Consider the following 11,090-nt stretch of genomic DNA (forward strand, 5'->3'; position numbering starts at 1 on the left):
CGGCGCTGGGCGCGCGGCGCCTGGTCTACGTCTCCTGCAACCCGACCACCCTGGCGCGCGACGCCGCCGAGCTGGCGCAGCAGGGCTACCGCCTGCGCCGTGCCGGGATTCTCGACATGTTTCCGCAGACCGCGCATGTCGAGGCCATGGCCCTGTTTGAGAAACCCTAGGCTGCGGCCCGGGGCACGAGGGATGCGCAGGACGCGCGTGCTTTCAGTTAATCCGACCGGTTCGCAGAAACCGGCGACTGCTCGGCGCACCTTGGGCGCGCCGTAGGGAAGGTAAGACGATGGTTCAGGTGAGAGCGCACCAGCCGATCAACGACGACGGCAGCATCAACCTCGAGGCCTGGCTCGACCATGCCGCGAGCGTCGATCCGGCGCTGGATCGCGAGGCCCTCAAGGAGGCCTGCGAATTCGCCCGCGATGTCGAGCAACAGGCCAATCCCACGCAGAACCTGTGGGTCGAGGGCACCTCCAGTTTCCGCGTCGGCCTGGAGATCGCCGAGATTCTCGCCGACCTCAAGCTCGACCAGGATTCGCTGGTGGCCGCGGTGCTCTACCGCGGTGTGCGCGAGGGCAAGGTGACCCTGGCTGCGGTGCACCAGCGCTTCGGCCCGGTGGTGGCCAAACTGATCGAGGGCGTGCTGCGCATGGCGGCGATCAGCGCCTCGCTCAACCCGCGCGATTCCCTGGTGCTCGGCTCGCAGGCGCAGGTGGAGAACCTGCGCAAGATGCTGGTGGCCATGGTCGACGACGTGCGCGTGGCGCTGATCAAGCTGGCCGAGCGCACCTGCGCCATCCGTGCGGTCAAGGAAGCCGACGAGGAGAAGCGCCAGCGCGTGGCGCGCGAGGTGTTCGACATCTACGCGCCGCTGGCCCACCGCCTCGGCATCGGCCATATCAAGTGGGAGCTGGAGGACCTGTCGTTCCGCTACCTGGAACCGGTGCAGTACAAGCAGATCGCCAAGCTGCTGCACGAACGGCGGCTGGATCGCGAGCAGTACATCAACGACGTGATGAACCAGCTGCGCGCCGAACTGGAGGCCACCGGGATCAAGGCCGACATCAGCGGGCGGGCCAAACACATCTATTCGATCTGGCGCAAGATGCAGCGCAAGGGCCTGCAGTTCAGCCAGATCTACGACGTGCGCGCGGTGCGTGTGCTGGTGCCGGAGGTGCGCGACTGCTACACCGCCCTCGGCATCGTGCACACCCTGTGGCGGCACATTCCCAAGGAGTTCGACGACTACATCGCCAACCCCAAGGAGAACGGCTACCGCTCGCTGCACACCGCGGTGCTCGGCCCGGAGGGCAAGGTGCTGGAGGTGCAGATCCGCACCCACGCGATGCACGAGGAGGCCGAGCTGGGCGTGTGCGCGCATTGGCGCTACAAGGGCACCGACGTCAAGTCCGGCTCCAACCACTACGAGGAGAAGATCTCCTGGCTGCGCCAGGTCATCGAGTGGCACGAGGAACTGGGCGATATCGGCGGCCTGGCCGAGCAGCTGCGCGTCGACATCGAGCCGGACCGGGTCTACGTGTTCACCCCCGACGGTCACGCCATCGACCTGCCCAAGGGCGCCACGCCGCTGGATTTCGCCTACCGCGTGCACACCGAGATCGGTCACAACTGCCGCGGCGCCAAGATCAACGGGCGCATCGTGCCGCTCAACTACAGCCTGCAGACCGGCGAGCAGGTGGAGATCATCACCAGCAAGCAGGGCACGCCGAGCCGCGATTGGCTCAACCCCAACCTGGGCTATATCACCACCAGCCGCTCGCGGGCGAAGATCGTCCACTGGTTCAAGCTGCAGGACCGCGACCAGAACGTCGCCGCCGGCAAGACCATGCTCGAGCGCGAGCTGGGCCGCCTGGCCCTGCCGCATGTGGATTACGACAAGCTGGCAGAGAAGGCCAACCTGAAGACCGCCGAGGATCTGTTCGCCTCGCTCGGCGCCGGCGACGTGCGCCTGGCCCATGCGGTCAACCTGGCCCAGCAGCTGGTGGAGCCGGAGCGCGCCAGTGAGCAGCTCGAGCTGATCCCGCGCAAGGCCCAGGGCTTCAAGCCGGGCAAGCGCGGCGACATCCAGATCCAGGGCGTCGGCAACCTGCTGACGCAGATGGCCGGCTGCTGCCAGCCGCTGCCGGGCGATCCGATCGTCGGCTACATCACCCTCGGTCGTGGCGTCACCATCCACCGCCAGGATTGCGCCACGGCGCTGCAGCAGGCCGCCCGCGAGCCGGAGCGGATCATCCAGGTGAGCTGGGGCGAGGCGCCGGTGCAGACCTATCCGGTGGAGATCGTGATCAAGGCCTACGACCGCTCCGGCCTGCTGCGCGACGTGACCCAGGTGCTGCTCAACGAGAAGCTCAACGTGCTGGCGGTCAACACCCGCTCGAACAAGGAGGACAACACCGCCTCCATGTCGATCACCGTGGAGATCCCCGGCCTGGACGCCCTCGGACGCCTGCTGGCGCGCATCAGCCAGTTGCCCAATATCATCGAGGCGCGCCGCCACCGCGCCAATTGAGCCTCAAGCGGCAAGCTTCAAGCAGCAACTGAACAGCGGCACTCGGCGCTTTCTTGCGGCTTGAAGCCTGTGGCTTGCAGTCCAGGAGCTTGCATGTACCGACTCGACGACCTGCTGCATCTGATGGCCCGCCTGCGCGACCCGCAGCACGGCTGCCCCTGGGACCTCAAGCAGAGCTACGCGAGCATAGTGCCGCATACCCTCGAGGAGGCCTACGAGGTGGCCGACGCCATCGAGCGCGGCGACTTCGAGCACCTGCCGGGCGAACTCGGCGACCTGCTGTTCCAGGTGGTCTACTACAGCCAGCTGGCCCGCGAGGAGGGGCGCTTCGACTTCGCCCAGGTGGTCGACGGCATCACCCGCAAACTGATTCGCCGTCACCCCCACGTGTTCGTCGACGGCGACCTGTACGGCGCGCCGGATGCGGCGAAGCTGGAAGAGGCGGCGGTCAAGCAGCGCTGGGAGGAGCTCAAGGCCGAGGAGCGCGCCGAGAAGGCCGCCGCGCCCGAGCAGCTGTCCTTGCTCGACGACGTGCCCGCCGCGCTGCCGGCGCTGAGCCGCGCGGCCAAGCTGCAGAAGCGCGCCGCCCAGGTCGGCTTCGACTGGCCGGACGCGCTGCCGGTGGTGGACAAGGTGCGCGAGGAACTGGACGAAGTGCTCGAGGCCATGAGCGAGAACGATGCCGAGGCGGTGGCCGAAGAGATCGGCGATCTGCTGTTCGTCGTCACCAACCTGGCCCGGCATCTCAAGGTCGACCCGGAAGGCGCGCTGCGCGCGGCCAACGGCAAGTTCGAGCGGCGCTTTCGCTTTATCGAGCAGAGCGTGCGCGAGGCCGGCCGCAGCCTGGACGGCTGCTCGCTGGAGGAACTGGACGCCCTGTGGGGCGAGGCGAAGAAGCTCGAGAAGCAGACGCCGGGGTGCTGAACCGAGCTGGCCCGGATGCAATCCGGGGGATTGCTTGGCAGGCCGTTCCCGGATTGCATCCCGGCTACGCGGTGCTTTCGGGCTGGAGCCGCGGCCGCTTAGCCCTTATGCTGAGCACCTTCGACCGGCGGCGCCGAGGGCTCGGCGCCGCTGCAACTGAATCATGTTCGGGATCTCTAGTCATGGGTCTTTCCCTGCGCGACCAGCTGCTCAAAGCCGGCCTGGTCAACGAAAAACAGGCCAAGCAGGTTGGCAAGCAGCAGCAGAAGCAGAAGCGCCTGGCGCACAAGGGCCAGGCCGAACTGGACGACAGCGCTCGCCAGGCCGCGCTGCAGGCCCAGGCCGAGAAGGCCGCGCGCGACCAGGAACTCAATCGCCAGCAGCAGGAAAAGGCCGAGCAGAAGGCCCGCGCCGCGCAGATCAAGCAGCTGATCGAGCGTTCACGCCTGCCCAAGCTGGACGGTGACGACTACTACAACTTCGTCGACGACAAGAAGGTCAAGCGCCTGGCGGTCAACACCCTGATGCGCAACAAGCTGTCCAACGGCTGGCTGGCCATCGTCCGCCACGGCGGCGGCTACGAGGTGATCCCCCGCGAAGCGGCGCTGAAGATCCAGGAGCGCGATCCCTCGCGCATCGTCCTGCTCAACACCCATGTCGAAGCGCCGGACGCCGACGACCCCTACGCCGCCTACCAGATTCCCGACGATTTGATGTGGTAACCAGGTGCGCAGGGGCGCCGTGCGCACCAGCGCGCCGATCAGCGGCGGCTAGAGCTCCTGGCTCGACGTTCGGCGGTCAATCCGCGGCCTCGGGCGCGCGCAACGCCTTGCTGTAGTAGCCCGACTGATCGAAGCAGCAGACCCGCTGCTTGCCCTCGCCGAGCATGGCGCAGGCATCGGCGATACGCTTGGCGCGGGTCCTGGCCTGCTTGGCCGACTCGATCCAGTGAATCCAGTCCAGCCGCGCGATAGTCGTCGTCGCGTCCCAGACCCTGCGCGCCGCAGGCGCGGCGGCCAGTGCCGCGGCCAGATCCGCCGGCACCTGCGGCTCGGGCTCCTCCGCCACGGGCTCGATTTCCAGCGTGACCAGATCGCCGACGCTCGCGCCCGCCGCCTGCAGCAGGTCGCTATCCACCCGCAGCCAATGACTCAACTGGCCATCCGGCTCGAGCCTGGCCCGGAACGGCTGCCCATTGAGGCGGCCGTCCACGCTGGTCCTGCCGCGTCTTGGCAGCTTCTCGCTTATCTCTTTGGGCAGAATCACGAATGCCCAGGCTGACTCGCCATTCGGTAGGCGAGGGTGCAGTAGGGTTGCCTGGAATTGAGCCGTTTCTTGCGCTTGGGACATTGGGATTGATCCTCCCGACTAGGCCGGTTAATGGCCGATTAGGCGACATTTGAAAGGAGGAGAGATTAGCAAAAATAAATCTGTCCCCTTTTTAGCTGCCGTACTCTCGTCTGACTACTTTCCCTAGGTTGCTGAGTAGGAACGATGGGGCACGCTCGCATGCAAAAAGCACGACTGCTAATGGTCCAGAAATAAATGAAATTGAGCGCCAGCCATACTCTTGAAATAGCGAGCTCTCTGTTATTTCATTTGAAACATAACCGTGAATTTCGTCTAGGTTTACATAGAAAAGCAAATCTAACTCGCGCTGCGTTGCAGGTGCATATGGTCTGATTTTTGGGATGGTTTCTTGGACTAGCTTGCAAAGCTCTGTGTAGGTTATGTCTCTGGGGGTGTAGGTCTCAAATAGCTCTTCTACCGTTTTAGCTTCTTTGGCGCGGCGAAGACTCTCTTTATACTCCGCGTGGCGACGTTTATCAGGATCCATGATTTCCTTGACCTCAAAGCGAGCATCAAGAAATACGACGTCCGGTGGTTCTTCACTCGGAGAAAAAACAGACCCGGCAGGAACTTCAATTCCAAGATTCCCCAAGAATTCCTCTACAACCCAGCGCTCTCGTTCGGGTTTTCTTGCGGCGGAAAAGAAGGAAACAGACTCTTCTCGGGCTTCGATAGTGGCGGCAATGAACTCTTCGTCATTCACGGCGATCCCTCTGTTGAATCTAACGCGGCCATAAACGGCGCGAGTTCGCGAGCGTCCGGCGACCGCAGGGAGCGAATTTGATGGCTTTGTTATGCATTTTGGCTGATAGAAAACAGGTATGTTATGCCATCCTCGACCCTTGTCTTAATCGACATCAGCTTGCTTAACCCAAATTTACCGGACGAACCATGAGTGCCATCATTGAAAACCCGAAATAATGCAAGAACATTTTTAACATCCTCGTCAACGAAATCAACAGCTTCCGCAGTCAGAAGCCCGCAACGGCTTAGCAAATAGCGAATTTTCTCTTTTCTCGTAGGCTGCCCACCTGATGTCACCTCACAGTTGGGATTAAGCGCCAAAACCTTTTCATCAGGAGCATTCATGTCCAGAATCTGAACGAATACCTCCCTTGCGCTTGTGCAGAAGTGACGAGCCGCATCAGGGTTCTGAGGGCTCAAGGAAAATAGCGCTCCTTTCCACCTGTTGCTCAAGTCCGGAGATAATTTCTGGAGCATTCCATCAATCTCGGTTCGCAAGAGATCCGAAGGCTCAACATTCGATTCCTCCGTTTCAGACTCAAGAGCATTTGAAAGGGCCAAGCTATTTGCGTTTTCTCGCTCGGATAGATCTAAGAACTCACTACCATAGCTTGAGTTTTCTAAACGATCTTCGACGGAATCTAGTCGTTCATAGTAGCTATTCAGAGCTATTGCGGATGTCTGAACAACTTGATATCGCACAGTTGTAGAGGACTGAAGCCTTCTCAGTTCAGCGGCTATCTTTTGTCTGTTCGCCCGTACTCTCGCGTTATACGTTCTCACTTCATTGTTGTAGCTATTGATCGCCTGCTTCACCTTCTGGTTATGCTGACGAACTTCACGGTTATATTTGTCTATGGCCTGCTTCTGCTTATTTTGGGCTTGACGGATTGCACTTCGAATCTGTGAAGGGGTCATTTTTCTAGGCATAGCGCCCTCCAATATAGTCTCAATGCATAACGTTTGGTTGAGGGGCGGGCTTTAGCCCGTCCCAGTGAGCGTAGCGGGCGATTTGAACCACTAGTTAGAGTTCATGTGTCGATACTTTTGTTGCTGTTCTTTTTATTACTGAGACTTTTATCTTCGCCTCTGTCAAAGCCATTTAGTGCATCTAAGAATAATCTTTTCATAGCCTCGGGTCGCGCTGAGAATATTTGGTAGCCGCCTATTAGGAGCGAAAGAATAACGGCTAAGATTGAAATCCAGAAAGATGTTTTTGAGTCTCCAAGGTATTCATCAACTAGAATGTTTTTTTGATGTAGTTCGTCCGCAATGTTATTTATATCATTGCTAATTTTTATGTACCCATCTTCGGTTTTTATGCGTACATTTTCAAAATAGTCTTTTTGAGCTGCTTGCAGCTTGTCAAATGGGTTTATCTCTTCGTATTCAGATAGTATGGGGTTTAGCATTGGAAGAATGTCTTTGTCGTTGCCTCTAAAAGCATTTACGCGCAGATCATTAAGTGCCGTCGACAGCGGTGTACCAGCTTCATAGTATGAGGATTTTGACGTAAATATTAGCTTTACGTGGCTTACTGATGGTTGGGTGGCGAATGCCTGTTTAATTGCGTCAAGATCGCCGCCATTGGATATTATGGACTTTAAGTCATCCTGTAGAGCTTGCTTCTCAATATATTTTTGATCGTCTATTAGTAAAAAAGAAAGCGCGCTCATAAGAGATAGCAATGGAAGAAATAGAGCGGAAAAAATTAAGCGTCGCTTCCTGTTTTCCCGTTCTATTCTCGTTAGTACTGCTTTGTGGTAGTGAAGATTTTTGTTTCTGACATGTAAATAGTTTTTGTACTCATACTTTGAGTTATTTGATTCTTCTGTTGTGGTTTCTTCTGGCATTTTAAGCAGTACCTGAAATTAATTTTTAAGCTCTAACGCCTGAATTAAGCCGAGCCGCGAAGCGGCTTCGGCTTGAATGAATTGTTAGGCCCCTGACAGCGACAGTGAGAACTCATAGCTAACCTCGACTCGTCCCTGGGTGACGGCAAAGTGATAATTGTCCAGCGCATCGCAAACGGCATAGCCGAAGAGCGCTATGCACTTTTCCTTGGTAGAACTATAGAAGAGCGTGTACTGGTAGTCATCGACGGCTTTGACCCCGCGGAGCACGTTGTAGACAGCGCCCCATAGGCCCCACAGCCGATCATCAGCATTCTTGATTCGTTCCAAATCCGCCGGGTGCAGCGGCGCCAAAAGCTGAGATTTGTTGCGCTTGGCGAACAGCGAGACTAGGACACTGCTAAGCGGGACATTTGCTGAGACTTCGTGTTTCGACAGTGCATTGTGCAGGGTGTCCAAGTAGAAGTGCAGATCTGCGCGGGCGTTTTGGAGATAGGAGTAGTCAATTTGATGCTTATTAAAGTGATTTTGAGAGGCAACCTGGCGCGCGAGGACTAGCAGCGCTAGGAACGCCGCGACAGGGCTGTAAATTCCGGCTAGAAGCGCTCCGAACTCGGCCCATCGGCCGTGACTTGGCGAAAGATGTATTCCGAAGGTGGAGACGTAGACCACGAGGGGGGCGACCAATGCCGCGAGCGCAACAAGAGTTGTAGCGACTTGAACCGACTTCTTCATGTTGCTGGGAACTCCATTTCAGGGGCCTAACGTTTGGTTAAGGGGCGGGCTTTAGCCCGTCCCAGTGAGCGAAGCGAACGATTTGAACCATTTGTTAGCGCTTACCCGGAGCCATTCTAAGACGCTCGGAAACCTCAAATTCGAGGAGGATTTTCTTTATTTCCTGCTCTCGTTTTCTAGGATCCAAAACTTCTTGAATATGACTTACGAATTCTCGTTGGCACATGACCAGTTCTGACTTCGCGTCGTATTCTGGCCCGGACTCTTTTAGGGCATCATATGCAGCCACGACGCAATCTAAGACCGGCTGGCGTACCCCGCGGTAAGCAGGCTCTTTGTGTGTGCCGTAGTCATCAGCCCATTGGTTAGGGAAGTACCAACGACCTGTGTCGATAAGGGCACTCAACTTAATAAGTACGGGTCTTTTGTGTTCGCCATTTAGTTCTGGGTGCTCTGAAATATGTGTTGCTTCAGAGATGGCTGCGCATACTTCCTCTGCCCACATGCGCGCAGAGTTAAAAAATTGATCTGTCCATTCGCGAAGCTTTAAATCATGCTCTTTTTCAAGGGTTTCAGCATTGATCATGGCTTGGAGCGTTGCTTCTTGCTGTTGTTTCTCTGCTGCCTTTGAGGACTTTGCAGCTGCAAATGCTGATGCAATCGCAACTGCGGTTGCTATCCATGTGGCGATATCTCCAAACTCAATGCTTGGCATTCTTACCTCTGGCGCTAACTATTAATTAGGTGACACGGCTGTCGCGTTTACCCACGACCGCTGTCGCATAACCTACCTTGTCGTTCTGTAAGTCCTTGTCTGGCCTGAAGATGCTCGCGGCAAACGCGACAGCACTCAGGGAGCAACGCGACAGGGATAACGGCAAGCTTGTCGCTTCTGGCGTAATGCCAGCAGGCTTGAGCCAGAAGCTAGTGCATGACTGCCGGTTCTGTCCATGCACAGCGCCAGGGGAGCTTGCGCCGGCAGCGAATGCGGCGGTTGCAGCGCCTCCAGCGCGTCTTACCCCTCCTGCGCGCGATAGGCCCCCGGCGTCAGCCCGGTCCATTTCTTGAACGCGCGGTGGAAGGCCGAGGGTTCGGAGAAGCCGAGCTGTTCGGCGATGTCTTGGATGGCCAGCTCGTCGCGGCCGAGGTGGTAGATGGCGAGGTCGCGGCGCAGGTGGTCCTTAAGTTCCTGGAAGCTGGTGCCTTCTTCGCGCAGGTGGCGGCGCAGGGTCTGCGGGCTGATATGCAGCTGCTGGGCGACCCGTTCCAGGTCCGGCCATTGCTGGCAGTCGCGGCCGAGCAGGCGGCGGATCTGGCTGGTCAGGCTGTCGCCGCCGTCGGGGCGGGCCAGCAGGTCGGCAGGGGAGTGTTCGAGGAACTGCTTGAGCGTGCGTTCGTCCTGCAGCAGCGGCATGGCCAGGTAGCGGGCGTGGAACAGCAGGCTGGTGGCGCCTGCGCAGAAGCGCCGGGTGCAGGGAAACAGCAGTTCGTACTCGGCGGCGTGCTCCGGCTCGGGGTAGGCGAAGGTGGCTTCCTCCAGGCGGATGCGCTGGCCGATCAGCCAGCTGCCGAGGCGGTGCCAGATCACCAGCAGGCTTTCCACCAGGAAGTGGTCGGGGTCCCACAGGCTGCTGTCGTCCACGCTCAGCCGCGCCCAGTCGCCTTCGCGCTGCAGGCGGATGCTCGGCGCATCGGGGAACAGGCCGTAGAACAGCGCGCCGCGGCTCAGCGCTTTTTCCAGCGTGCGGCAGTGGATGATGGCGTGGCCCATCATGGCGAAGGTGCCGCGTTTGCTCGGTTGGCGGCCGAAGCCCAGGTACTCGTCGTCCAGCGCTTCCCACAGCAGCTGCATCAGCCGGGCGAACTGCTCGGGGGCGATGCGCGCGCGCGGCTCGATGAGCACCGCCGGCTGGATGCCGGCCTGGCGCAGCAGCGGCTCGCAGGCCAGGCCCCGACGCTGCGCGCCGCGCAGGGCGGCGCGGACGAAATGGCTGGCGATGGTGCGTTCGCGCATGTCGGGCTTCCGTGATCGGGGTGCCGATGGTAGGCAGCGGCTGTGGTGCAGGGCAAGCCAGCCGAGCGATTGGGTCAATCGAGGCTGAGCGCATGGGTCATTGAGGGGGACGGGGGCGGCGCCTAACCTCGCTGGCAGCACAATCAGCGGAGGAACCGCCCCATGCAGCGCAACCATTTCGACACCGAGCACAATCTGTTCCGCGACGCCTTCGCGGCATTTCTCGATAAGGAGGTGGTGCCGCATCAGGAGGAGTGGGAGGCCGCCGGGATGGTCGACCGCAGCGTGTGGGCCAAGGCCGGCGAGATGGGCTTTCTGCTGCCCTGGGCGGACGAGGAGTACGGCGGCGCCGGGCTCAAGGATTTCCGCTACGAGCAGATCATGTGCGAGGAGCTGGCGCGGATCAACGAACCGGGCTTCATGATCCCGCTGCACTCGGCGCTGTGCGGCCCCTATATCGCCGAGTACGGCAGCGCGCAGCAGAAGGCGTGCTGGCTGCCCGGCATCGTCCGCGGCGAGACCATCCTCGCCGTGGCCATGACCGAGCCGGCCGCCGGTTCCGACCTGGCCGGCATGCGCACCACCGCGGTGGACAAGGGCGACCACTGGCTGCTCAACGGTTCCAAGGTGTTCATCTCCAACGGCTACCTGGCCGACCTGGTGATAGTCGCGGCCAAGACCGACCCGGCCAACAAGCACGCCATGGGCCTGTTCCTGGTCGAGCGCGGCATGCAAGGTTTCGAGCGCGGCAAGAAGCTGAAGAAGCTCGGCATGCACAGCCAGGACACCGCCGAGCTGTTCTTCAACGACGTCAAGGTGCCCAAGGAGAACCTCTTGGGCGATGCCAAGGGCGGCTTCTTCTACCTGATGAACATGCTCGCTCAGGAGCGCCTGACCAACGCCTGCGGCGCGGTGGCCGGCGCCGAGGCGGCGCTGC

The 11,090-nt window shown here is 59.7% G+C and carries 11 protein-coding genes and 1 pseudogene; 5 read left to right on the top strand and 7 right to left on the bottom strand.

Annotated features, from left to right (window positions below; genetic code table 11):
- From N878_RS28245 to N878_RS02770, 4 genes and pseudogenes are all read left to right on the top strand, one after another.
- A pseudogene (locus tag N878_RS28245) lies at nt 1-170 on the top strand (23S rRNA (uracil(1939)-C(5))-methyltransferase RlmD); the annotation flags it as partial.
- Between the two features lie 119 nt (nt 171-289).
- Nucleotides 290-2,533 carry a GTP diphosphokinase gene (gene relA, locus N878_RS02760; protein WP_021442157.1) on the top strand — a complete coding sequence of 748 codons (2,244 nt, stop codon included), beginning with the start codon at nt 290-292 and terminating at the stop codon, nt 2,531-2,533.
- A 93-nt stretch (nt 2,534-2,626) separates the two neighbouring features.
- Entirely contained in the window at nt 2,627-3,457 is an 831-nt protein-coding gene (gene mazG / locus N878_RS02765; protein ID WP_021442158.1) for a nucleoside triphosphate pyrophosphohydrolase, read from the top strand.
- A 182-nt stretch (nt 3,458-3,639) separates the two neighbouring features.
- Nucleotides 3,640-4,179, top strand: a complete 540-nt coding sequence (locus N878_RS02770) for a DUF2058 domain-containing protein (protein WP_021442159.1) — start codon at nt 3,640-3,642, stop codon at nt 4,177-4,179.
- Nucleotides 4,180-4,255: 76 nt separating this feature from the next.
- Here the strand turns inward: N878_RS02770 and N878_RS02775 are convergent, their stop codons facing one another.
- The 7 genes from N878_RS02775 to N878_RS02785 all read right to left on the bottom strand — a co-directional run bounded on the left by N878_RS02775 (nt 4,256) and on the right by N878_RS02785 (nt 10,153).
- Nucleotides 4,256-4,807 (bottom strand): YdeI/OmpD-associated family protein, encoded by a 552-nt coding sequence (locus N878_RS02775; protein ID WP_021442160.1) that lies wholly within the window; start codon nt 4,805-4,807, stop codon nt 4,256-4,258.
- A gap of 91 nt (nt 4,808-4,898) precedes the next feature.
- A complete protein-coding gene (locus tag N878_RS26590; protein ID WP_177342868.1) occupies nt 4,899-5,510 on the bottom strand; it encodes a DUF1780 domain-containing protein in 612 nt (203 codons plus the stop codon).
- Between the two features lie 89 nt (nt 5,511-5,599).
- Nucleotides 5,600-6,481: a hypothetical protein gene (locus tag N878_RS26595; RefSeq protein WP_082457781.1), complete on the bottom strand. Its 882-nt coding sequence runs from the start codon at nt 6,479-6,481 to the stop codon at nt 5,600-5,602.
- A 101-nt stretch (nt 6,482-6,582) separates the two neighbouring features.
- Entirely contained in the window at nt 6,583-7,404 is an 822-nt protein-coding gene (locus tag N878_RS28250; protein WP_156350849.1) for a hypothetical protein, read from the bottom strand.
- Between the two features lie 84 nt (nt 7,405-7,488).
- Nucleotides 7,489-8,139, bottom strand: coding sequence for a hypothetical protein (locus N878_RS02780; RefSeq protein ID WP_021442161.1), 651 nt, complete (start codon nt 8,137-8,139; stop codon nt 7,489-7,491).
- 94 nt (nt 8,140-8,233) lie between these two features.
- Nucleotides 8,234-8,854 carry a hypothetical protein gene (locus N878_RS28255; protein WP_156350850.1) on the bottom strand — a complete coding sequence of 207 codons (621 nt, stop codon included), beginning with the start codon at nt 8,852-8,854 and terminating at the stop codon, nt 8,234-8,236.
- Nucleotides 8,855-9,154: 300 nt separating this feature from the next.
- Nucleotides 9,155-10,153: an AraC family transcriptional regulator gene (locus N878_RS02785; RefSeq protein ID WP_021442163.1), complete on the bottom strand. Its 999-nt coding sequence runs from the start codon at nt 10,151-10,153 to the stop codon at nt 9,155-9,157.
- 162 nt (nt 10,154-10,315) lie between these two features.
- Between N878_RS02785 and N878_RS02790 the strand changes: the two genes are divergently transcribed.
- Nucleotides 10,316-11,090 (top strand): acyl-CoA dehydrogenase family protein (locus tag N878_RS02790; RefSeq protein WP_021442164.1); only part of this gene is annotated, 775 nt, incomplete at its 3' end.

This window comes from Pseudomonas sp. EGD-AK9, from assembly GCF_000465935.2.
Taxonomy (GTDB): Bacteria; Pseudomonadota; Gammaproteobacteria; order Pseudomonadales; family Pseudomonadaceae; genus Aquipseudomonas.

Excerpts from the sequence above, each read along its gene's own strand:
- N878_RS02770 (WP_021442159.1), top strand. The coding sequence starts at position 3,640 with ATGGGTCTTTCCCTGCGCGACCAGCTGCTCAAAGCCGGCCTGGTCAAC.
- N878_RS02775 (WP_021442160.1), bottom strand. The coding sequence starts at position 4,807 with ATGTCCCAAGCGCAAGAAACGGCTCAATTCCAGGCAACCCTACTGCAC.
- N878_RS28255 (WP_156350850.1), bottom strand. The coding sequence starts at position 8,854 with ATGCCAAGCATTGAGTTTGGAGATATCGCCACATGGATAGCAACCGCA.
- relA (WP_021442157.1), top strand. The coding sequence starts at position 290 with ATGGTTCAGGTGAGAGCGCACCAGCCGATCAACGACGACGGCAGCATC.
- N878_RS28250 (WP_156350849.1), bottom strand. The coding sequence starts at position 7,404 with ATGCCAGAAGAAACCACAACAGAAGAATCAAATAACTCAAAGTATGAG.
- N878_RS02780 (WP_021442161.1), bottom strand. The coding sequence starts at position 8,139 with ATGAAGAAGTCGGTTCAAGTCGCTACAACTCTTGTTGCGCTCGCGGCA.
- N878_RS26595 (WP_082457781.1), bottom strand. The coding sequence starts at position 6,481 with ATGCCTAGAAAAATGACCCCTTCACAGATTCGAAGTGCAATCCGTCAA.
- mazG (WP_021442158.1), top strand. The coding sequence starts at position 2,627 with ATGTACCGACTCGACGACCTGCTGCATCTGATGGCCCGCCTGCGCGAC.
- N878_RS02785 (WP_021442163.1), bottom strand. The coding sequence starts at position 10,153 with ATGCGCGAACGCACCATCGCCAGCCATTTCGTCCGCGCCGCCCTGCGC.